A 21,849-nucleotide genomic window follows, 5' to 3' on the forward strand; every position below is an offset into this window, starting at 1 on the left:
CGCCGCTCGTCGCACCGGCACGCCTCCGTACGGGGGCGCGCCGGCACCGTCGACGGGGCCACGCACTTCGACCGCCGCCTGGTCGGTCCCGCCCGTGGGAGGACCGGAATCACCCGCCTCTGCGGTGCGTGACCGGCCGAGGAGACGGGCCGGTGGGCGGCGGTGATCGGGCCGAGCGTCCCCAAGACCGTCGTGTCGGTCCGTACCACGATGCCGATGCGGGTCAAAAGCCACGGGCATGGCAGTCTTAGACCTGCGTAAGAGGCAATCACGTACACGGGTTCGGGCGAGGAGAGCGGTCACAGTGCAGCGCTGGCGCGGCTTGGAGGACATCCCCCAGGACTGGGGACGCAGCGTCGTCACCATCGGCTCCTACGACGGCGTGCACCGCGGACACCAGCTGATCATCGGCCGCACCGTCGAGCGGGCGCGGGAGCTGGGGGTGCCCTCGGTGGTCGTGACGTTCGACCCGCACCCGAGCGAGGTCGTCCGGCCCGGTACTCATCCGCCGCTCCTCGCGCCGCACCACCGGCGCGCCGAGCTGATGGCGGAGCTTGGTGTGGACGCGGTGCTCGTCCTGCCGTTCACGGCCGAGTTCTCGAAGCTGACGCCCGCCGACTTCATCGTGAAGGTGCTGGTCGACAAGTTGCACGCGAGCGCCGTCATCGAGGGGCCGAACTTCCGCTTCGGGCACCGTGCGGCTGGCAACGTCGCCTTCCTGGCTGAGCTGGGCGCCACGTACGACTACGAGGTCGAGGTCGTCGACCTGTACGTGACCGGCGCCGCCGGCGGCGGAGAGCCCTTCTCGTCGACCCTGACCCGGCGGCTGGTCGGTGAGGGCGACGTCGCCGGGGCGGCGGAGATCCTGGGCCGGCCGCACCGGGTCGAGGGCGTGGTCGTGCGCGGCGCGCAGCGCGGACGCGACCTCGGCTATCCGACGGCCAACGTGGAGACGTTGCCCCACACCGCGATCCCGGCGGACGGCGTGTACGCGGGCTGGCTGACCGCCGACGGCGAGCGGATGCCGGCCGCGATCTCGGTCGGTACGAACCCGCAGTTCAAGGGCACGGAGCGGACGGTGGAGGCGTACGCCATCGACCGCGTGGGGCTCGAACTGTACGGGCTCCACGTCGCGGTGGACTTCCTGTCGTACGTACGGCCCCAGCGGACCTTCGACTCCATCGAGTCACTCCTCGATGCCATCGCCGACGACGTGAAGCGGTCGCGCGACCTCGTCGCCGCGTACGACGCGCGCTGACGCGACGGCGCGGGCCCAACTCGGGCACCATGTTCCCGAGTTGGTCGGCGGCGGCGACCCGCGGCGGGTGACAGTCTGCCGCGTCGGCCCTTAGCGCACCTTCTCGCCCTCCGGGGCGGCTGCGGCGGCCGACGCCCAGTGGCAGGCGACCTGGGTGGCATCGCCGCCGGCGAGCACCGGCAGGGGCTCCGTACGGCACTTGGTGGCGACTCCGGAGCGCTCCGCCTCGCCGGAGGCGAGGATCTGGCACCGGGCGTGGAAACGGCAGCCGCCCGGGATACGCGACGGGTCCGGCGGCTCGCCCGCAAGGACCACCGGTTCGTTCTCCGACTCCGGCAGCACCGACAACAACGCCTGCGTGTACGGATGCTGAGGGGACGTCAATACCTGCTCCACCGGTCCCGTCTCGACGATCCGGCCCAGATACATCACCGCCACCCGGTCGGCGATGTTCCAGGCGAGCCCGAGGTCGTGGGTCACGACCAGGGCGGACAGTCCCAGCTCGTCGCGGAGCGACAGCAGCAACGCCAGGATCTCGCCCCGTACGGAGGCGTCCAGTGAGGCCACGGGCTCGTCGGCGACGATCAGTTCGGGCTCCAGGACGAGCGCGCCGGCGATGACGACTCGCTGGCGCTGGCCGCCCGACAGCTCGTGCGGGTAGCGCAGGAAGAACCGCTCCGGCGGCCGGAGTCCGGCGCGGGACAGCGCCTCGGCGACGGCCTCGCGTTCGTCGCCCCTGTACCGGTGGATGCGCAGGCCCTCGGCCACGGCGTCGTACACGGTGTGCCGGGGGTTCAGCGAGCCGCTGGGATCCTGGAGCACCAGTTGGACACGCTTGCGGTAGGCCTTGAGGGCGGCGGACCGGTAGCCGAGGGGTTCGCCACCGAAGGTGATGGCGCCCGCCGTCGGCGGCACCAGCCCGAGCAGCGTCCGGGCGAGCGTCGTCTTGCCGCAGCCCGACTCGCCGACCAGGGCGACGATCTCGCCGCCGCCGATGTCGAGATCGACACCGTCGACGGCGCGCGCCGCCGGGGCGCCGCGCCGCCCGGGGAAGGTGACATGCAGCCCCGTGGCCGAGAGCAGAGGCGTGGGCGTGGTGGTCATGACTGGCTCCTGAGGGGTGGCCGTTCTGCGGCCGTACGAGCGAGACGGTGCGGGCACGGTGCGCCGCCGCCCCGTACGGTGCGGTCGGCGCGTACGCGTACGCCGTCACCCATGGTCCCGACGGCGCGGAGGTCGGCGCGAACGGCCCGCGAGAGGCCCCGGTCAGTGGCCCCGTACGGGGCTGCGTCGGCGTCGTTCGCGGCGTCGTACCGCCGCGCCGTACGGGGGAGTTGCCCGGCGGCCCCGTCGCGGCGTGCGGACGTCATGGGCGTGGCTCCGTGGGCGTCGCCGACGCCTGCGCCGGTACGGGCGCGCCCACGTGCACGCACGCCGCGTGCCGCCCCGGCCCCGCCTCCCGCAGCGACTGGTCCTCCCGCGCGCACTCGTCCAGCGCGACGGGGCAGCGCGGATGGAACGTACAGCCCGACGGCAGCGCCGCGGGATCCGGCGGGTCGCCCGGCAGACCCCGCGGCGCGCGCCGCGAGGCGGGGTCCCCGATCCGGGGGAACGCCGCGGAGAGCGCGCGGCTGTACGGGTGCTCGGCGGCGTCGTACACCGACTTCGCCGGCCCTTCCTCCACGATCCGGCCCGCGTACATCACGGCCAGCCGGTCGCAGGTGTCGGAGAGCACCGCCAGGTCGTGGCTGATCATCAGGAGGCTGATGTCCTGCTCGGCGACCAACTGCTCGATGAGTCGCAGGATTTGGGCCTGGATCATCACATCGAGCGCGGTCGTCGGCTCGTCCGCGACGATGAGCCGTGGGTCGCACGCCAGCGCCATCGCGATCATCACGCGCTGCCGCTGCCCGCCGGACAACTCGTGCGGATAGGCGTCGGCGCGGGAGGCGGGCAGACCGACGTGCTCCAGCAGTTCCACGGTGCGCCTGCGGGCGGCGGCGGGCGTCGCGCCGCGGTGGAGCAGCACGGGCTCGGCGATCTGGTCGCCGATCCGGTGCACGGCATTGAGCGAGTGCATGGCGCCCTGGAAGACGATCGAGGCCCCGGCCCAGCGCACCGCGCGCAGCCGGCCCCACTTCATCGTGAGCACGTCCTCGCCGTCGAGCAGTACCTGCCCCGTCAGCTTCGCCGACGCGGGCAGCAGCCGGAGCAGCGCCAGCGCCAGGGTGGACTTGCCGCACCCGGACTCGCCCGCGATGCCGAGCTTGCGGCCCGATTCGAGGACGAGGTCGACGCCCCGTACGGCAGGGACGGCGGAGGGCCCCGTGCCGTACGTGACCCGTAGATCCTTGATCTCCAGCAGGCTCGACGCAGGCTTCGAGGTCTCCGCTTTCGGTGTTTCGGTCAACGTGACACCCCAAGCTTCGGGTTGAGCACGGCCTCGATGGCACGGCCGCAGAGCGTGAAGGCGAGCGCGACGAGCGCGATCGCGATACCGGGCGGCGCCAGATACCACCAGTGTCCGGACGAGACGGCGCCCGCCTCCCGGGCGTCCTGGAGCATCCCGCCCCACGAGACGACCGACGGGTCGCCGAGCCCCAGGAAGGCGAGGGTGGCCTCGGTCAGGATCGCCGTGGAGATTCCGAGCGTGGTCTGGGCGAGGACCAGCGGCATCACGTTGGGCAGCACGTGCCGCGTCATGACGTGGCCGTGCCCGCCGCCCAGTGCCCTCGCACGCTCGATGTACGGGCGTGACTCGATGGCGATGGTCTGCGCCCGCACCAGCCGCGCCGTCGTCGGCCAGGAGGTCACCCCGATCGCCAGGATGACCGTCCAGATGCTGCGCGACATCACCGTCGCCAGCACGATCGCGAGCACGAGCGCCGGCATCACCAGGAACCAGTCGGTGATCCGCATGACGACCGTCGCGAACCAGCCCCCGAAGTGCCCGGCGACGATGCCGACAAGCGTGCCGATCGCGACCGACAGCGCGGCGGCGAGCAGCCCGACGACCAGTGAGATCCGCGCGCCCCAGATCAGCAGTCCGAGGAGTGACCGGCCGAACTGGTCCGTACCGAGCGGGAATTCACCGCTCGGGCTCTCCAGGGCCGTCCCCGGTGCGTCGGTGACGCTCTGTACGTCGCCGCCGATGAACAGCGGCGACGTCAGTGCGATCAGGGCGATGACCGCGAGGCCGGCGAGACCGAAGAGGCCGGCCCGGTGAGTACGGTACTGGCGCCAGAAGCGCGACACCGAGGCGCGGCGCCGCGCCCGTACGAGCGACGAGGCGGACGGCGCGGACGAGGCCCCGCCGCCGCCCGTCGCCCCGGCCTTGCCGGCCGCCCGGGTCCCGTTCTGCGGCCGCGCCGTCTCCGCCGCGGACTCCGAATGCTCCGAAGCCTCCGACGGCCCCGAGGCCTCGGCAGGGTCCTCGGATTCCGGCGGATTCGGCGGCGTCTTGTCCATGGTCATCGGCCCACCCGGGGATCGAGCAGCGGATAGAGCAGGTCGGCCAGGAGGTTCATCAGGATCATCGCTCCGGCGAAGACCACGAACAGCCCCTGCACGACGGGCAGATCCGGCACGCTCAGCGCCTGGTAGAACAGCCCGCCGAGGCCCGGCCACGAGAAAACAGTCTCCACGAGGATCGAACCGGCGGCCACGTGGCCCAAGTTGATGAAAACCATCGTGACTGTCGGCAGCATCGCGTTCGGCACGGCATGCCTGCGCCGTACGAGATCGTCCCGCAGTCCCTTCGCCCGCGCCGTCGTCAGATAGTCGCTGCCCATCTCGTCCAGCAGTGAGGACCGCATCACCAGCAGCGTCTGCGCGTAACCGACCGCCACCAGCGTCACCACCGGCAGCACCATGTGGTGCGCCACGTCCAGCACGTACGCGAAGCCGGTCTCGTTCCCCGACTCCATCCCGCCGCTTGGGAACATCCCCGGAATCGGCCCGATGCCCACCGAGAACACGATGATCAGAAGCAGCCCGAGCCAGAACGCCGGCACGGACCACAGCGTCAGCGCGATCCCGGTGTTGATCCGGTCCCCGAGGCCGCCGTGGCGCCAGGCGGAGCGCGTTCCGAGCCACAGCCCGAGCGTCGAGTAGATCAGCACGGCGACGCCCGTCAGCAGCAGCGTCGCGGGCACCTTCTCGGCGATCAGCTCACCCACGGGGGCGTGGAACTGGTACGACGTCCCCAGATCCCCCGTCAGCGCCTTCGCGCAGTACTCCGTGAACTGCTGCCACATCGGCAGATCGAGTCCGAACTGCTTGCGCAGCGTCGCCATCTGCTCCACCGACGTCGGCTTGCCGTGGGTCATGGCCTTCACCGGATCGCCGGGGATGATCCGGAACAGGAAGAAGCTGGTGACGAGGATGGCGAACAGCGAGACGGCCGCGCCGCCCAACTTCCCCGCCACGTAGAGCAGATAGCCGGTCCTGTAGCCAGTCGCGCGGCTGCGGGAGCCGTCGGACGGCCCGGTCTTCGCCGGGTCGTCGACGGCGTCCCGCACCACACCGGGGGTGCTTGCGGTGCTCATACGGTGTCTTTCCGGGGAAGCCTCCCGGACCCCCTGCTCGCGGTCGTGTACGGGGCGGTGCGCGCGTTCCGGGGCACGGTCGTTCCTGCCTTCCCGGTCACGGCCCTACTCACGGTCCTCGGCGGTGGAGCGGCGCCGGATCCCGAAGAAGACGACCAGTGCGACCACGATCACCACGGCCGCGCCGATACCGATCACGGTGCCTGTCGACGAGCCGCTGTCGGAGTTCGCCTCGCCGCTCGCGTCGGCCGGTACGGCGGACCACCAGCTCCAGTAGCCGTCCTGGCCGTAGAGGTTGCCCGCGGCCTCGGGCATGGTGGTGATGGACTTGATCTGGTCCGTACGGTACGCCTCGACGGCGTTCGGATAGGCCATGACGTTCATGTATCCGGTGTCGTACAGCCGCGACTGCATCTGCTTGACCAGGTCTACGCGCTTGGCCGTGTCGTACTCGACCGCCTGCTTCGCGTACAGCTCGTCGAACTGCTTGTCGCAGATGAAGTTGTCCGTCGCGCCGGTGTCCTCGGCCGTGGCGGGCAGGGCGGCGCAGGTGTGGATCGACAGGACGAAGTCCGGGTCCGGATTCACCGACCAGCCGTCGAAGGCGAGGTCGTAGTTGCCCGCGAGCCACGGGTCGGACACGTTGTCCAGGCACTCGACCTTCAGACCGATGCCGAGGTCGCCCCACCACTCCTGGAGGTACTTGCCGACGGCCTTGTCGTTCGGGTCGGTGGCGTGGCAGAGGATGCGGAAGTTCAGCGGTTTGCCGTCCTTGCCGACGCGCTTGCCGCCGCCGTTCTTCTTGTAGCCCGCCTTGTCGAGGAGGGCTGCCGCCTTGGCGGGGTCGTAGTCGATCGTCTGGCTGCCCGAGGGCTCCCAGAAGTACGAGTCGAAGCGCGGCGGGATGTAGCCCTGACCCTCCACCGCGTTGCCCTGGAAGACCTTCTCGACGATCGTCTTGCGGTCGACGGCGTGGAACAGCGCCTTGCGGACGTTCTGGTCGAGCAGCGCCTTGTGGCCGTTGCCGAAGCTCTTGCCGTCCTTAGCCTTGGCGCCCGGGTTGGTGGCGAGAGCGAAGAAGCGCCGTCCCGGGGCGTTGTTGACCTTGATGTTGTCGGCGTTGCCCAGCGCGGCGGCCTGGGCCGGCGTGAGGCCGGAGACGAACGAGACCTCGCCCTTCTGGAGGGCGGCGACCGCGGCGTCCTTGTCCTTGTAGTACCGGAAGACCAGCTCGTCGAACTTCGGGGCGCCGCGCCAGAAGTCCTTGTTCGGCTTCAGCCGGAGGTACTGGTCGACCTTGAAGTCCTCAATGATGTAGGGGCCGTTGCCCACGATCGGGAACTTCTTGTCGTTGTTGAACTTGGAGAAGTCGCCGACCTTTTCCCAGATGTGCTTGGGCACGATCGGCACGTCGAGCGCCGTCATGGTCGCCTGAGGCTTCTTGAGCTCGATGACGAGCTTTGTGGCGTCGGGTGCGGTGACCTTCTTGAAGTTCGCGGTGAAGTTTCCGTTCGCCGTGGCGGCGTTCGGATCCGTCATCATCTTGTTGAAGGTCCACGCCGCGTCCTCGGCGGTGGCCGGCTTGCCGTCGGACCACTTGGAGTCGGAGCGGATGGTGAAGGTCCACGTCAACTTGTCCGCCGACGATGCCCACTTGGTGGCGAAAGCCGGGATGGGGTGGGCGTCCTTGGGGTCGTAGTTGGTCAGGTACTCGTTCGTCAGCCGGGAGATGCTGGTCGCCACGAGCGTCTGCGCCAGGAACGGGCTCAGCGAGTCGATGCTCTGGTCCACGGCGACCGTGAGGACCTTCTTGCCGTCCGCCGCCGCCGGGGCGGCCTGAGGCGCGGCCACGGGCGCCGCGTTCGGCGCCGCCTGGGCCTGTGGCGCTGCGGGCAGCAGCGGACCGAGCGGGATCACAGAACCGGCCACCATCGCAGTGGCAGCGGCACCTGAGGCCAGGAAGTGACGGAATCGGGGGCGTTGCCGGGTGGGCTGCCGCGTCGTACGCGGCGGAATCCTTGTGACCATGGGTCGTGACCTCGCGTCATCACTCGCACGGAGAAACAGAAGAACAGACAGAACAGGCAGAGGAACAGAGGAACGGAGGAACAGAGGAACAGAGGAACAGGGAAGCGGACCAATAGAGAAGCAGACAATCGGAGAACTCGGCGAAGCAGAAAACGGTCCGGGAGAGAGCGGAAACGGTGGGGGACGGGGCCGGTTGAGCGGACGGTCGGAAGTCGGGAACTGGTTGAGTCGGGAACGCCTCCGGGTTGGGCGGTCCGCTGGAAGCGGTCGCTCGATGCGGTGGCGCGAATCGGTTGCTCGTGTCGTCCGGCAGCGGCAGCCGGGTTGACCCCAGCTCACCAACTGGTGAAGCGAAGGTTTATCAGCGCAGGTCGGGCCCCGTCAACGGCCGTTGAAACCCCGTGTGGGCTGCGGGAATGCGATGAGGGTCCGCGCCGTGGAGACGGCGTGGACCCTCATTGGTCTAAACCTCTGTCGCCCTACTGCTGAGGCGCTGACGGTGCCTGCGGAGGTTCCTGCTGCGGCCAGCCGGCGGGCGGAACCGGACCCTGCAATTCCGGCTGGGCGGGCTGTCCGGGTTGACCGGCGTGCGCCGGCTGGCCCGGGTGCGCCGGTTGACCCGGGTGCGCCGGCTGATGCGGGTGACCGGGCTGACCCGGCTGGCCCGACTGCTGGCCGGGGTACTGGCCCGGCGGCAGCCCGGCCGGGCTGCCGGACGACTGCGCCTGCGAGGGCAGCGACTGCTGCCAGCCCTGCTGCTGCGGATGGGGCTGCTGCGGGTAGTACGGCTGGCCGGGGCCGGGGGCCTGCTGGCCCGGAACCGCCGGCTGCCCCGGTGCGCCGCCCGGTGCCTGTCCGGGAGCCTGGCCGTGCCCGTACTGGCCCGGCATCTGCGGCTGCCCGTAAGGCGGTTGTCCGTACGGAGGCTGCCCCGGCGCCTGCTGTCCGGGCTGCCCCTGCTGGGGGTGGTGTCCGTGTTGCGGCTGCCCGTGTTGAGGCTGCCCGGACTGTGGGTGCCCCAGGTGCCCCAGGTGCCCCTGGGGGGCGGGCTGTCCCTGGTGGCCGGGCATCGGCGGTGCGAGATGCGGCGGCGGGTTGCCGTCCGCCGTCCACAGCCCTTGCTGCTGCTGAGCGCGTACGAAGTCCTCGGCGATCAGCGCGGACAGGTTGAAGTACGCGTCACGCGTCTTCGGCCGCATCATGTCGAGGTCGACCTCGGCGCCCGCCGACAGGTGCTCGTCGAACGGCACCACCACCACGCCGCGGCAACGCGTCTGGAAATGCTGCACGATGTCGTCGACCTTGATCATCTTGCCGGTCTCGCGTACGCCGGAGATGACGGTGATCGAACGCTGCACCAGCTCCGCGTACCCATGGGCCGACAGCCAGTCCAGCGTCGTCGACGCGCTGCTCGCACCGTCGACCGACGGGGTCGAGATGATGATCAACTGGTCCGCCAGGTCCAGCACTCCACGCATCGCGCTGTAGAGGAGGCCGGTGCCCGAGTCGGTGAGGATGATCGGATACTGCTTCCCGAGCACCTCGATCGCGCGCCGGTAGTCCTCGTCGTTGAACGTCGTGGAGACCGCCGGATCGACGTCGTTGGCGATGATCTCCAGCCCGGACGGCGCCTGCGAGGTGAACCGGCGGATGTCCATGTACGAGTTGAGGTACGGGATCGCCTGCACCAGGTCCCGGATGGTCGCCCCGGTCTCACGGCGCACCCGGCGGCCGAGCGTGCCGGCGTCGGGGTTGGCGTCGATCGCCAGGATCTTGTCCTGCCGCTCCGTGGCCAGCGTCGCGCCGAGGGCGGTGGTGGTCGTCGTCTTGCCGACGCCGCCCTTGAGGCTGATGACCGCGATGCGGTAGCAGGAGAGCACCGGCGTACGGATCAGTTCGAGCTTGCGCTGCCGCTCCGCCTCCTCCTTCTTGGCGCCGATCCTGAAGCGTGAGGCGGCGGAAGGGTTACGGCTGCTCTTGGCCTTCTGCTTGTTGTTGCGCAGGAGGCGGTCCGAGGAGAGCTCGACGGCGGCGGTGTAGCCGAGAGGCGCACCCGGCATGGAACGCTCGCGCTGGTCGTGCGCCATCGCCGTCGGCCAGCCCGCGCCGACGCGCGGGTCCATGGGCGGCGCGCCGTGTGCGGACTCCGGCGGGGCGCCGGGGGCCCCGCCTGGTACGCCGCCGGGCGCCGCGCCCTGCCCGTGCTGCTGTTGCTGGTACGGCTGTTGCTGCTGGGCGGGCAGGTTGGGCGTCTGCGAGGTGGGAGCCGGCAGGTTCGGCGTCGGGGGCTGCTGTGCCTGCGCGGGCGGCGTCTGGGGGGTGTTGGGCAGGGGCAGGGGCTGGGGTGCCTGCGGGGGCTGCTGTACGGGCGCGTACGGGGCGGGCTGGGCGCCCTGCCCGGGCTGGTGGCCCGGTTGCCCCTGCTGTCCCGGCGGAGGGAATCCGTAGCCCTGCTGCGGGACTTGGTGCCCCGGCTGTCCCGGCTGTCCCGGCTGCCCGGGCTGATTCTGCTGGCCGGAGTGCGGGAAGCCGTAACCGCTCTGCGCGTACGGGGCGTTGGGCCCCGCGTTGGCGGGTGCGGGCCCGCCCGGGTGACCGTGCTGTCCCGGCTGCGGGAATCCGTAGCCGCTCTCCTGCGCCGTCGCGGCGGGAGTCGCCGGTGTAGCGGCGGGCGTGGCCGGTGCGGCGGGCTTCCCCCAGGGGGATTCGGCCGGAGGGCCGGACTGCGCGGGGGCGGCCGGGGGCAACTGGTGGTGGGGCCGCGGCTGTGCCTGGGACTGCGATACCGACTGGGACTGGGACTGGGAGGCCGGTGAGCGCTCGGCGGGCCACTGCGGCGCGGGCGCCGGGGCGGCGGGCTGGAACGCGGGCGGCAGCGGGGGCAGTCCGGAGTCCGGGCCCACGGGGGGCGGCGACCACGGCAGTGCGGGCGCGGGCGGGGCCGCCGGTGCGCCGAGCACGGGAATCGCGTCGGAGGGCTCGTCCGAGGGCACCGAATCGGCCGGTTCGTCGACCGCGTCGTTCGGCTCGGCCGGGCGGTCCTGGACCTCGTCCGAGATGTCCGCACCGTCTACGGCGTCGTCTACGTCCGCGGGAACCTCGGATCCCGAGTCCGAGCCCGAGCCTGATCCGGAGTCGGCGCGGGGGTCGGAGTCGCCATCCGCAGCCGCCTGGGAGTCCGCGCGGCCGTCCGCGTCGGAGGGGGCGTCGTCGACGGATGCGGCGTCGGGAGAGAGGTAACTCCCACTCGCGTCTTGGTTCTCCGCCCCGTCCGGGCTGTCCTCGTCGCTCTTGTCTTTCTTGACGGCCTCGTTGTCCGCCCCGTCGGTGACGTCCGTGTCGTCTTCGCGGTCGCGGTTCTCGTCGTCACCGAGATCGAGATCCAGGTCGAGACCCGCATCGGGGCCACTGTCGGCAGCCGCCCCGTCGGAGCCTCCGCCGGCATCGGCATCGGCATCGGCCTTCGCGGCATCGGCCGTCTGGTCGTCGTTGTCGGCAGCCTTCGCCGCCTCCTTGGCGGCGTCGATCTCCGCCATCTCGCGCTTCAGCGCGGCGGGGGAGAAGCGCATGGTCGCCCCGCTCTCCAGATCACCCGCGCCGAAAGGCTGCGCGAACGGCTCCGGCGCCGCGGCGTCCGCTGTAGGAGACGTGGCAAGGGACGGTGCCACGGAGGGGGCGACAGGCAGCACCGGGTCGACGGACGGTGACAGGGGCGCGCTCTGCGCGGGGATCGAAGGCGGAGGCTGCCGGTTCGGCCAGTTCGGTTCGTAGCCACTGCCCGTCGGCAGTCCCGGCACGGGCACCGGACCCCCGTTCATGGGCGGCGGACCAGGAGTGGAGGTCGGCTGGCCCGCGCCGTCGCCCGACGTGTCCCCGGAGGGATTCTGCGTGTACCAGGCCGGCGGGGTGTAGTCGATGGTGAACTCACCCGTCATCTCGGCGGGCTCCGCGTCGGACTGATCATCGACGGGAGCGTTCCAGTCCCCACGGATCTCGTCCCGATCGCCGTTCACTTTGCCTCCTGGTGTGGTCGAGCACCCTGGTGCCTTTTCGGGTGGGGGCGACCGCTGTCACTCGATCAGCCCGGCTCTACCCCTTGGGACGCGCACGACGTGCCTGAGGGTTCTTGTGCGCCCCGACCCACCCTAATCGTCCACAAGCCCACTACGGCAGGCCCGCCCACCCGTCAGCGGCCGCCCCGTACGTCACCTCTTGCCGCGGGGTGATTCGGCCAGGGCAGACGGTCAGTAGGAGGGTGGGGCGAATCATGACAACAGGCCATGAATGCCTGCCCGTTCGCCCCGTCCCCGGCCGCGACCCAACGATCCGGTATCGACACCCGGAAGGTGGTCCGGTGCGGGCCGGTGTGCCCCTGACTGTCCGGACCGGAGGGCTTTCGCCCCTTCCGATGCTTCTGCCGAGCCTCCTCCTACGGAGGTCGCGCTTGGACACGGGCTCTTAAGACGGCGTCTCCCGACGAAGGTGTCCGGGCGTCTATCGGAGGTCGAACTCCCCGTCACGCGCGCCCAGCACGAACGCCCGCCATTCCGCTTCGGTGTACCGCAGCACCGTGTCCGGATCCACGGACGACCGCATCGCCACGGCGCCGCCCGGCAGATGAGCGATCTCGACCCGCTCCTCGTCCTCGCTCGTGCCCGGGGCGCTGAGCCACTCGACGCCGGAGATGTCGAGGGCGTACAGCTCGTCCTTCTCCTCTTTGGTCCCCATCGGTCAGGCCTTCCCTTCGACAACGGCTGAGTTGGACGCTCTCCACGTACACACGTACACACGTACACACGTACAAGCGGCGACAGACAGGCCCACCGACGCGTCCTTCCACGGATCCTAGATCGGCCCCGTGCGCCAGGTCCGCCGATTCCGCTCGGTCCACCCTTGCCGGGCACCCGCCCCGTGGAGCGGCGACAGTCCAAGCGATTCGGAGCTGCTTCTCAGTCCACTCTGCGAGCGGCGCCCAGGAGGCCCGTCTCTGCATCCGTGGGATTCGTCATCACCCAGTTCCGCTCGCGACCGGCACACCACAGGGTGACGCCGTCAGCGAGCGTCGGCAGCGCATCACTCTCCGCGGACGACAGACCGAGAGTCCGGCCGATCTGTTCGGCCTCGCCCGGCGACACGCGCTGTACGCCCACCAGTGTCGATTCGCGCATCAACCGGGGCGCCACGGGGCTCACATACGGCAGCAACGTCAGTACCGACTGCCACGGCGCCGACACCACCCGTCCACGGGGCGGCCGCATGCCCGCGTCCCGTACGACCACCACGGGGCTGCCCACCGTCGCTCCCTGCGGCGGCACCCGCCCCACGTCGTGCAGGGTGATGCAGTCCAGGCCCGCGCCGGCGACCTGCGCCAGCATCGTCCACGCCTGCGCGCGGCCCGTCTCGACCACCACACGCGCTCCGGTGCCCGCCGCGCGCAGTGCCAACACCTGCGCGGTCCAGAGGCCACCGATCAGCAGGACGTCGTACGGCGCGGAGCGATGGAATCCCACCATCTGGGGATGCCCCTGCGCGTCGTCGCCGATCACCACGCCGTCGTCCCCGACAGGCAGGAAGAGCGCGCCGAGTTCATCGGCGGGGAGGGTGTGCCCCGCGTGCCGCGGGCCGAGCAGCGTACGCAGCCGCCTCATCGGGCGCCTCCCAGCGGGAGCGTGGCCAGGGCCCCGGGCAGCTGCTCCCGGTCGAGGCGTACGAGTCCCACCTTCGCCGACCGCGCGGCCTGCTCCAACAGCCGCCGGACACCGACCAGTTCGGTGTCGCTGGCCCCGGTGATCCGCACATGGCCCCGCACCGTCACGGCTCCCCGACGGGGGCCACGCCGCAGGGTGAGGCTGAAGGTCGTGGCGTACGCCGGGGTGGCGGTGAGCAGCGACACCAGCTTGGGCAGCGGGGCGGCCCCACGTCCCAACTCCGGCCAGCGGGCCACGGCGTACGTCGTGTGCCACCGGTTGTCGCACCGCCAGACGCGCGGCGTCTCGGCCGTACGCCGCGTCGGGGCGGCGTCGGGACGCCCGGCCGGGGCGGCCTGTACAGGGCTGGCACAAGCCGACGTCGCGACGGTGGAGTTCAGCTCCTCCTGATCCAGTACGACGGCCCTGAAGCCCGCTCCGGTAATCCGGCTCGCCACGTGGTCCGCCACTCGTACGAGGCAACGCTGGGCGCCCTCGACGCCGCCCCCGCGCGCCTCCACCGCCTTCCGGCACAGCTCGGGGTCGAGCTTCACGGCCACCCATGTCAGCCGGAGCGCCGGGGCGCTGGTCTTCTCCTGAAGAGGGACGTACGAGAGCCTCGCCACCGACCGCTGAGGGAGATGCGGCGCGGGCGCCGAACGCACCTGCTGCACCAACTGCACCGACTCCAGCCGGATGTCGTCGACCTCCAGCGCGCCGCCCAGCAGCGACAGCGGCAGTGCCCGGGCCCCGAAGGCGGGGCGCAGCGCGGATCCGCTCGCCTCGACCCGTACCACCGCCGTGAGGAAGCTCCCGTCACCGAGCATCCCGACGGTGCGGCGGTCCCGGTCGACGTAGGTGTACGGGCGCAGCGCCGGGACCCTCTCGGCGACCGGGGCCAGCGACGGGTCGACGTCCGCCGCGGCCGGCCCGGCGGCGCGTTCGCGCGCGCGGAGGGAGAGGACGGTGCCGAGCCAGTCCTGGACGGCGTGGCCGCGGCGCCGTACGACGGCGAAGAGGAGCAGCACGCAGCCGGCGGCCACGGTGGGGGCGAGCCACAGTCCACCGACCGCGACACCCACGGCGGCCAGTGCGAGGGCGCACTCGACAAGTACCAACTGCCGCAACTGGAAGGGCCCGACGTGGCTGGTGCGGGAGAGGGGGCGCAGAGTGGTTGTCGCCGGGACGGGGCGAGGCGGGGCGGCGGGAAGCGGTAACGGGGCCCCGTCGCCGGGGCCGTTGCGCCGTTGCCGCCGGGAAGACGGGGCGGCGCCGGGAGCTTGTCCGGATGTCCGCCCGTTGCGCTCGCCTGTCGCCGTACGCATCCCCGCGTCGCTCCTCTGTCCGTAATGGCCGCTCCGCTGTGGGCAGTTGACCGGGGGAATCACCCTACCTGAGCGATTTTGGGGTGATCGTCAGCGTGCATAGTGGAGGCCGGAACGACGGCGCGGCCCCGCGACCTCGGGGAGGCGGCCATGCGACGGGGGAGAGGGACAGTGGACAGATGGCATCACGACGGGACGAGCTCAACGCCTACACCTTTGCGAAGCGAAGGCTGGTCGCGCAGTTCGTGCAGCCCAACTCGACCGGCTCCGAGGAAGGCGCGCCCCGCCCGCTGCGCGGCGTGGTCCCCGGGATGATCGTCGCCGTGGTCATCCTCGCGATCTTCGGCGCGTGGGGGATGTTCAAGCCCGTGGCGCCCAGGGAGTGGGACACGCCGGGCGAGAACGTCATCATCGCCAGCAAGTCCACCACCCGTTATGTGGTGTTGAAGACCGGCGACAAGATCCAGCTCCACCCGGTCCTGAACATGTCGTCGGCCAAGCTCCTCCTGAACCCTGACAAGGGCAAGGTCATCAACGTCGACGAATCCGTGCTGGACAACGGCAAGATCCCGCACGGCGCCACCCTCGGCATTCCCTACGCCCCCGACCGGCTGCCCGACGCCGAGGAGGCGGGGGCCGCCAAGCGCTGGGCGGTCTGCGAGCGCCCCGGGGAGGGCGGCCGGGCCATCGAGAAGGCGGCATTCGTGTTCGCGGAGCGCGAGCGGCAGAAGACCGAGGGCCCGAACCGGCTGACCGGCGGTGAGCTGATCTTCGTGGAGGGCCCCGACGAGACCCGCTACATCGTGGACGCGGCCGGCAAGGCGTACGAGATGGCCGACGACGAACTGCTGCTCCGTCAACTGGTCGGCGACGACCAGGAGCCCCAGCGCGTCTCCGCCGCGTGGCTGGACACGCTGCACCGGGGCGACCGGGTCGACTTCCCCGAGATCGACGGCCAGGCAGGCGTCGACGCGGGCGTCGGGGGCGGCCTGGATCCCGCGCTGGACAAGATCGGCACCATCCTCACGGCCACGGACGGGACCGAGAACCAGAAGTACGTCGTCATGGAGGAACGGGTCGCCCCGATCTCCGACTTCACGGCGAAGCTGCTGCTCAACAGCCGCGACCTGATCGAGGTGGGCCAGGACGGCGAGGCCACGTCGGTGAGCGCTGCAGCGTTCCGTCCCGGCGCGCCGTTCGGGCAGGACAAGGACTGGCCGCAGAGCAGCCCCGACGCCGTCAACTCCGCGAGTACGTCGCAGGGAAGCCGTAACACCGTGTGCAACGTGCTGCGCGAGGTGGACGGGGACAGCGGCGAGACGACGCTCAGCACATGGGCGGGCACCGGCTTTCCCGCGACGTTGGCGACCGGGTCCACGAGCGCGTACGTGACGCCGGGATCAGGCCAGCTGTTCCGTCAGTTCACGGGGGACACGACCAAGTCCGGGTTCCTCTTCCTGGTGACGGACACCGGCCTGCGGTACGCGATGCAGTCCAACGGCGACAACGCGACGGACGACTCCGGGATCGGCGAATCGGGTTCGGAGAAGGACAGGCAGGCCCGCCAGGCCGAGGTGCGGAAGGCGCAGAACAGGCTGGGTTACCAGAACGTGGACGCGGCGCCCGTGCCGATGGCCTGGTCGTTGTTCCTGCCGACGGGGCCGAGGCTGTCGACCGGGGCCGCGGGTCAGCCCCAGGGCTCGTGAGGGCGGGGCGGCCATGACGTACACCGACCCCCGCATGCCGATGCGCGCCCGCACGCAGAACCGCACCCGCGCTGCCACCCGTACGCCCAACTCCCCATCCACGTACCGCCGGTTGACCGCGACGACCACCGCCCTGGCCACCACCGCACTCACGCTCGTCGTGACACTGCCGGCGCCCGTCGCGAACGCGGACACGGGGCAGTGCTCCTTCCCCGGAAAGAAGTACGAGGGCCGTCCCTGGGCCCTGGGGCGTGTCCTGCTGGACGAGCTCTGGAAAGAGTCCACCGGCAAGGGCGTGAAGGTCGCCGTCATCGACACCGGCGTCGACATCAGGAACCCGCAACTGACCGAGGCGGTCGACGTCGGGAGCGGCATCAATCTGATCCCTGCGAACGCCGCCGACGACAAGGGCAACAGGCTCGAACGCGGCGCCTCCGACGGCACCACCGACGTGGTGGGTCACGGCACGAAGGTGGCCGGCATCATCGCCGCGCGCCCCGCCGAGGGGACCGGTTTCGTCGGTCTCGCGCCCGACGCCACGATCATCCCGATCCAGCAGAACGACGCCTTCGGCAACGGCACCGACGAGACCCTCGCCGACGCGATCGACCACGCTGTCGCGCAAGGGGCCGACGTCATCAACATCTCCCAGGACACGAGGAACGCCGTCGAACCGACGACCGACCTGAAGAGAGCGGTGGACGTCGCCCTCGCGGCGGAGGTCGTGATCGTGGCGTCGGCGGGAAACGACGGCCTGGACGGCAAGGTCAAGGAGACGTATCCCGCCTCGTACGACGGCGTCTTGGCCGTTGCCGCGTCCGACAGGAACAACGAACGCGCGGCGTTCTCCCAGTCGGGCGAGTTCGTCGGCATCGCGGCGCCCGGCGTCGACATGGTCACGACCGTCCCAGGCGGCGGCCACTGCGCCGACAACGGCACCAGCTTCTCCGCCCCGTACGTCGCCGGAATCGCCGCCCTGATGAAGAGCAAGCACGGCGAATGGAGCCAGGAGAAGATCGTCGCCCAGATCCAGCAGACGGCGGAGCGCTCGATCCCGGGACGGGACCGCCTCGTCGGCTGGGGAGTGGCGGACCCGGTCCGCGCGCTGACCGAGGACGGCAAGCCCGTCGAGAAACCGGTGGCACACGAAGGGGTGACCCGCGCGGAGGCGCCGACCCCCGCCGGGGTGTATCTCGGCGAGACAGCAGAGGAACGCAACGCGCGGCTCGCGACGTACGTCCTGGTCGGGGGCGTCGTCCTGGTGGCGGCGATCACGGGCGCTTCGGTGGCCCTGCGCGACTCACGACGCCGGGCGCGGCGGGTTCGGGGGACCGGGTGAGGTTCCCTCGCGGAAGTCAACTCACCTGACATCTCACGCACTTAGAGGCCTACGCCTGAGTAGTTACAGTGACTGTGAGCGATCATCCGTCGGCGCAAAGTGACCAGTCGGCCGTGATCGCGAGGAAGGACAGCTGAATCAAACGGGGAGAGGAACGGGCATCGTGCCTGAGTCTGTGGGCGGCATGAGCGGGAGCTCCGATGGCGAGTGATCTCGAGCGCGGCGTCGGGGCGTTGAGGAAGTTCCAGAGCCAGATCAACATCCTGCTCTCGGAGTTCGAGGGCGGCGCGGCCGACAAGGGCGAGATCGCGGCGCAGGGTGTGCCGAGGGCGTCGTTCAGCGGCCCGGGGAGGTTCGGCGAGGCCGAGGGGTTCTCGAAGCAGTACGACCGCGTGCACACGTCGCTCATCTCGCTGTCCAAGTCCCTCGCGGACCAGTTGGAGCTGCTGAGCATCGGAGTGCACGCCGCGGACGTCGGCTACAACAACGTCGAGGACGACCTGCGTTACCGCTTCCACACGATCCGGACGCAACTGCACGAGCAGCGCAAGGAGTACGAGGGGTGTCAGGGCCACGGGGAGCAGAAGGCGCGCGAGGACGGCGGGGCACACGGGGCGCCGCGCCAGAACTCCACCGGCGCTACTAAGGACTTGGGGTGACGAGCCATGAGTGACGACAAGAAGCCGCCGCTCTCTCCACAGGAGCGGCGGCAGAACGAAGACGCCGCGCAGATCGAGACGCGGTTCGGCGTGACCGACGCCATGGAGCGTGTGGCCTCGACCATGGACCGCGCAGGCTTCGGCAACCCCGGCGGGATCCACTCCAGGACGAGCTTCGAAGAACGCGGGCTCAACGACATGCTGGACCTGCTGGACGGTGCGAACCCCTCGGACCTGGTGAGGGCCGGCGAGAACCTCGAAAAGGCCAAGGCGAGCCTCAACAAGGCAGCGCAGGAGCTCAGCGACTTCGTCAGGGGCACGGACTGGCACGGCGCGGCGGCGACCGAGTTCCAGCGCTACGGCACCGAACTGGTCAGGTACACCTGGGATCTGGGCGCGTTCGCGAACGTGGTCGGCACGCAGATGAAGGTGGCGGGCGGCGGCCTGACCTCGGTCCAAAGCGCCAAGCCACCCCGCGACACAAGGGCCGACCACAGACGCCCCAAGGACTTCCCGGTCTCGGAACAGCGGGAGGACAACCCGGAGTACAAGCGGGCGGTGCAGGTGGAGGAGAACCGCCAGGAGGCCATCAACCAGATGAACCGCCTGGCGTCGTTCTACGCGATGTCGGAGGAGTCGCTGGCGGGGGCGAGGGAGCCAGAACTGCCGAAGATGCTGGCGACGGGGGTGCCGCAGCCTCGGGGTGGTGAACAGTTCACTACGCGAGAGCTCACGGCGACAGACGGTGATCGCCTCGGTGGGGCTGGTGGGCAGACGGCTCTACGACAGGGGTCGCCCGGCTTCGCGGAGAGTGCGCCCCGCGCGGCAGCCGATCACTTGGTCAATCACTCGGCCAATGAACTGGTCACGAAGACTCCCATGCCGAGCACGTCGATGGAGATCGACAGCCTGGCGACTCTGCCGCTGAGTCCGACGAATCCTGGTCCTGTGCAGCCTTTGCCTGTGAACGGCGGGCCCCCTGCCAGCGACGGGTATGTCCCCCTGCCGGGGCCCGATTCAGGCCCCACGACGCCCGGCGGATCCCCCCGACAGGGCCCCTCGGCCATGCCGAGCGCTGGAGGCCCGGGGCCGGGCGGTAATGCGAGAACGGGAGGCGGTGGCCGTCCAGGCCCCGTCGGGCGCCCACCCGTCATGGGCGGCGGCGGTACCAACTCAGGGACGGGGGCGAACAAGCCTCTGGTCGGGAGGCCGACAGGGGTGGGGCCCGGCGCAGGGCGCACTGGCGGGGCGATTGGTACGCGGAATCCCATGGTCGGCCGGCCGAGCTCGGGAGGGCCCATGACCGGGCGTTCCGGTTCGGGCACCTCCACCGGACCTCGTGGGGTCCGTGGCAACGGCGTTGTAGGCGGGACACCGCAGCCCGCCGCGGGCAACGGCACAGGCGCCTCCGGGGCGCGCATTCCCCAGGGGAACGTCATCGGCGGCCAAGGTCCGACGCCCGGCCGCTCGCCGTCAGCTGCGGGCCAAACGGGGCGGGGCCTTCCCACTTCCAGCGGTGTCGTAGGCACGCCTCGGAGCGGCGGTACGCCTCCGCGACCGGGCATCGGCGGGTTCACAACCGGTGGCTCGGGGCTGTCGGGTGAGCGACGCGGTCGGCAGCCGAACGACGAGGAGCAGGAGCGTCCCGAACAGCGACGTCCGGAGATCCGGGCGGAGGACGGAGAGACGCGGACGGTACGGCGCCGTGGTGCCGTACCGCCCGTTATCGAATAGGCGCAGCGGAAGGTTCGGAAGTCGGGATGACGGCAGTAGTGAGCCAGGCCCGGAAGCGATCCGGGTTGTACGGCTGCCGACGGGGCCCGCTGTGTGCGGCAGCCGTGATCGGAGCGTCGATGATCGGCATGGTGGGTGGCGCTCTGAAGGGCCAAGTGCTCAAGGGACTCGACGCGACAGGGTCGGATGGAGACGAGACAGACGACTACACCGGTCACGGAACAACCATGGAGGAGTTGACCGCAGGAACAGGACGGAGCGAGGGCCTGCTAGGTCTGGCGCCCGGCGTAAAGATCATTCCGCTGCCAAGGAAGAAGAAGCGGTCAACTACGCACATACGCCGGGGAAGTTGTTCTCCTCCGCAGTAGGCAAACGTGCCCAGAAGGGCAACCAGGTCCTCCGGGTCATGTTCGACTCCGCCGGACGTGGCGACGGCTGGAAGCCCGGCACCGTCCGCTCACCACGGACGTCGCCGAAAACAGCGGCAGTGACAGCCAGTTGGGTCTGATCCCCGGCGGAGCCGCCGTGGTCGTCGCCCTCTCGCCGGGGGCGCCTTCGACGTCGTACGGAAACGCCGCACCGCGTAACGCCCCCCGGACCATTCACCGAAGCACCCACGCAGCAACGAGCACAGACGAAAGGAGACTGACATATGGCAGTCCAGAAGGTCGGCGATCAGAGTCTCAAGGACTTCCAGGACGAGATCACGATCAAATTCGAGGACGTCAAGGGGCAGTTGAAGAACCTCCAGGGCGTCATCGACAGCCTGGAAGGTGCCTGGAAGGGCGTCGGCGCCAGTGCCTTCGACGCGAAGCAGGCCGAGATCAACGCCGGCATGGTGCGCATCGCGAAGATGCTGCTCAACTTCCAGGAGGCGATCCAGGTGACCCGCACCACCGCAGGCAACACCGAGAACGAGGTCTACGCGGCCCTCAAGGGCGTCGACGTGACGGCCGGCTTCTCCGGCGACTCCGCCGCGACGGCGAAGGCGACGTCGAACATCAGCGGCTACTGACCGTCCGCCGACAGACGCCCGCACCCCCGCCCCCCCACACCCACGCACAGGAAGCAGGAGGACTCGTGGCTCAGTACAACGACGGCACCATGGTCGTGACTTACGGCTCGCTGGAGCAGGCCGCCTCGGTCATCGAGAAGCAAGCCGCCCGGCTCGACGAGAGCCTTGAGGCCATCCAGACGAAGATCCGCGGCGTCTCCGCGACCTTCGAGGGCGAGGCCAAGACCGCCGCGGACGCGGCCCACAAGAAGTGGGACAACGAGACGCGCCTGATTCACAACGCGCTCAAGGACATCGCCCGCAAGGTCCGGGAGGCGGGCCCCGCCTATCAGGCGGGCGACAAGAAGTCGGCCGGCTACTTCTAGGAGCGACCGAGGGTCATGGCGAAGGGGGCACGCGCGGGAGGTGCCCCCCTCGCTCCCCCCCCGCCGTACGCGGCGACTTGACCGGAGTTTCCGGACCACGGACCGTCAGGAGGGCTACCTCACGCCCGACTACAGCGCCCTGGCCCCGTACCCGGCGCCCCGCCCCGTACCTGCGCCCCCGCCCCC

Annotated in this window: 17 protein-coding genes and 1 pseudogene; 8 read left to right on the forward strand and 10 right to left on the reverse strand. The window is 70.5% G+C overall.

The features are described 5' to 3' along the window. Positions 1–304 precede the first annotated feature (304 nt). Positions 305–1,258: a bifunctional riboflavin kinase/FAD synthetase gene (locus ACFWU9_RS31205; protein WP_384324419.1), complete on the forward strand. Its 954-nt coding sequence runs from the start codon at positions 305–307 to the stop codon at positions 1,256–1,258. Between the two features lie 90 nt (positions 1,259–1,348). Here ACFWU9_RS31205 and ACFWU9_RS31210 read toward each other — a convergent pair whose 3' ends face one another. The 10 genes from ACFWU9_RS31210 to eccE form a co-directional block, all read right to left on the reverse strand. Then, positions 1,349–2,362: an oligopeptide/dipeptide ABC transporter ATP-binding protein gene (locus ACFWU9_RS31210; protein ID WP_384324420.1), complete on the reverse strand. Its 1,014-nt coding sequence runs from the start codon at positions 2,360–2,362 to the stop codon at positions 1,349–1,351. After that, complete coding sequence (locus ACFWU9_RS31215; protein WP_384324421.1) at positions 2,359–2,628, reverse strand: hypothetical protein; 270 nt, start codon at positions 2,626–2,628, stop codon at positions 2,359–2,361. Before ACFWU9_RS31215 ends, ACFWU9_RS31210 begins: the two co-directional genes overlap by 4 nt. After that, complete coding sequence (locus ACFWU9_RS31220) at positions 2,625–3,668, reverse strand: ABC transporter ATP-binding protein (protein WP_384324422.1); 1,044 nt, start codon at positions 3,666–3,668, stop codon at positions 2,625–2,627. Before ACFWU9_RS31220 ends, ACFWU9_RS31215 begins: the two co-directional genes overlap by 4 nt. Further along, a complete protein-coding gene (locus ACFWU9_RS31225; protein WP_384324423.1) occupies positions 3,665–4,732 on the reverse strand; it encodes an ABC transporter permease in 1,068 nt (355 codons plus the stop codon). The genes ACFWU9_RS31220 and ACFWU9_RS31225 overlap by 4 nt, the downstream gene beginning before the upstream one ends. Continuing rightward, complete coding sequence (locus ACFWU9_RS31230; protein WP_384324424.1) at positions 4,729–5,805, reverse strand: ABC transporter permease; 1,077 nt, start codon at positions 5,803–5,805, stop codon at positions 4,729–4,731. Before ACFWU9_RS31230 ends, ACFWU9_RS31225 begins: the two co-directional genes overlap by 4 nt. Before the next feature lie 105 nt (positions 5,806–5,910). Further along, complete coding sequence (locus ACFWU9_RS31235) at positions 5,911–7,833, reverse strand: ABC transporter substrate-binding protein (RefSeq protein WP_384324425.1); 1,923 nt, start codon at positions 7,831–7,833, stop codon at positions 5,911–5,913. Positions 7,834–8,312: 479 nt separating this feature from the next. Next, on the reverse strand, positions 8,313–11,846 hold the full coding sequence (locus ACFWU9_RS31240; RefSeq protein ID WP_384324426.1) for an SCO5717 family growth-regulating ATPase: 3,534 nt from the start codon (positions 11,844–11,846) through the stop codon (positions 8,313–8,315). A 481-nt stretch (positions 11,847–12,327) separates the two neighbouring features. Next, on the reverse strand, positions 12,328–12,561 hold the full coding sequence (locus tag ACFWU9_RS31245; protein ID WP_384324427.1) for a DUF397 domain-containing protein: 234 nt from the start codon (positions 12,559–12,561) through the stop codon (positions 12,328–12,330). 221 nt (positions 12,562–12,782) lie between these two features. Further along, positions 12,783–13,481 carry a hypothetical protein gene (locus ACFWU9_RS31250; RefSeq protein WP_384324428.1) on the reverse strand — a complete coding sequence of 233 codons (699 nt, stop codon included), beginning with the start codon at positions 13,479–13,481 and terminating at the stop codon, positions 12,783–12,785. Further along, positions 13,478–14,845 (reverse strand): type VII secretion protein EccE, encoded by a 1,368-nt coding sequence (eccE, locus tag ACFWU9_RS31255; RefSeq protein ID WP_384324429.1) that lies wholly within the window; start codon positions 14,843–14,845, stop codon positions 13,478–13,480. The genes ACFWU9_RS31250 and eccE overlap by 4 nt, the downstream gene beginning before the upstream one ends. Before the next feature lie 179 nt (positions 14,846–15,024). Here eccE and eccB point away from each other — a divergent pair, with 179 nt between their 5' ends. The 7 genes and pseudogenes from eccB to ACFWU9_RS31290 all read left to right on the forward strand — a co-directional run bounded on the left by eccB (position 15,025) and on the right by ACFWU9_RS31290 (position 21,663). Continuing rightward, positions 15,025–16,551, forward strand: a complete 1,527-nt coding sequence (gene eccB, locus ACFWU9_RS31260; RefSeq protein ID WP_384324430.1) for a type VII secretion protein EccB — start codon at positions 15,025–15,027, stop codon at positions 16,549–16,551. 13 nt (positions 16,552–16,564) lie between these two features. Then, complete coding sequence (gene mycP / locus ACFWU9_RS31265; protein WP_384324431.1) at positions 16,565–17,890, forward strand: type VII secretion-associated serine protease mycosin; 1,326 nt, start codon at positions 16,565–16,567, stop codon at positions 17,888–17,890. A 200-nt stretch (positions 17,891–18,090) separates the two neighbouring features. After that, positions 18,091–18,549, forward strand: coding sequence for a hypothetical protein (locus ACFWU9_RS31270; protein WP_384324432.1), 459 nt, complete (start codon positions 18,091–18,093; stop codon positions 18,547–18,549). 6 nt (positions 18,550–18,555) lie between these two features. Continuing rightward, positions 18,556–20,283, forward strand: coding sequence for a hypothetical protein (locus tag ACFWU9_RS31275; RefSeq protein ID WP_384324433.1), 1,728 nt, complete (start codon positions 18,556–18,558; stop codon positions 20,281–20,283). Positions 20,284–20,309: 26 nt separating this feature from the next. Then, positions 20,310–20,588 (forward strand): annotated as a pseudogene (locus ACFWU9_RS31280) (sortase-dependent protein); the annotation flags it as partial. A gap of 347 nt (positions 20,589–20,935) precedes the next feature. Continuing rightward, positions 20,936–21,298, forward strand: coding sequence for a WXG100 family type VII secretion target (locus tag ACFWU9_RS31285; RefSeq protein WP_384324434.1), 363 nt, complete (start codon positions 20,936–20,938; stop codon positions 21,296–21,298). Between the two features lie 65 nt (positions 21,299–21,363). Continuing rightward, on the forward strand, positions 21,364–21,663 hold the full coding sequence (locus tag ACFWU9_RS31290) for a WXG100 family type VII secretion target (protein ID WP_384324435.1): 300 nt from the start codon (positions 21,364–21,366) through the stop codon (positions 21,661–21,663). The last annotated feature ends 186 nt before the right edge of the window (positions 21,664–21,849 follow it).

The organism is Streptomyces sp. NPDC058653 (genome assembly GCF_042716895.1).
Classification (GTDB): domain Bacteria; phylum Actinomycetota; class Actinomycetes; order Streptomycetales; family Streptomycetaceae; genus Streptomyces.

Coding starts and splice junctions, on each gene's coding strand:
- ACFWU9_RS31225 (WP_384324423.1), bottom strand. CDS start 4,732: ATGACCATGGACAAGACGCCGCCGAATCCGCCGGAATCCGAGGACCCT.
- ACFWU9_RS31285 (WP_384324434.1), top strand. CDS start 20,936: ATGGCAGTCCAGAAGGTCGGCGATCAGAGTCTCAAGGACTTCCAGGAC.
- ACFWU9_RS31250 (WP_384324428.1), bottom strand. CDS start 13,481: ATGAGGCGGCTGCGTACGCTGCTCGGCCCGCGGCACGCGGGGCACACC.
- ACFWU9_RS31270 (WP_384324432.1), top strand. CDS start 18,091: ATGGCGAGTGATCTCGAGCGCGGCGTCGGGGCGTTGAGGAAGTTCCAG.
- ACFWU9_RS31275 (WP_384324433.1), top strand. CDS start 18,556: ATGAGTGACGACAAGAAGCCGCCGCTCTCTCCACAGGAGCGGCGGCAG.
- ACFWU9_RS31245 (WP_384324427.1), bottom strand. CDS start 12,561: ATGGGGACCAAAGAGGAGAAGGACGAGCTGTACGCCCTCGACATCTCC.
- mycP (WP_384324431.1), top strand. CDS start 16,565: ATGACGTACACCGACCCCCGCATGCCGATGCGCGCCCGCACGCAGAAC.
- ACFWU9_RS31235 (WP_384324425.1), bottom strand. CDS start 7,833: ATGGTCACAAGGATTCCGCCGCGTACGACGCGGCAGCCCACCCGGCAA.
- ACFWU9_RS31230 (WP_384324424.1), bottom strand. CDS start 5,805: ATGAGCACCGCAAGCACCCCCGGTGTGGTGCGGGACGCCGTCGACGAC.
- eccB (WP_384324430.1), top strand. CDS start 15,025: ATGGCATCACGACGGGACGAGCTCAACGCCTACACCTTTGCGAAGCGA.
- ACFWU9_RS31210 (WP_384324420.1), bottom strand. CDS start 2,362: ATGACCACCACGCCCACGCCTCTGCTCTCGGCCACGGGGCTGCATGTC.
- ACFWU9_RS31215 (WP_384324421.1), bottom strand. CDS start 2,628: ATGACGTCCGCACGCCGCGACGGGGCCGCCGGGCAACTCCCCCGTACG.
- eccE (WP_384324429.1), bottom strand. CDS start 14,845: ATGCGTACGGCGACAGGCGAGCGCAACGGGCGGACATCCGGACAAGCT.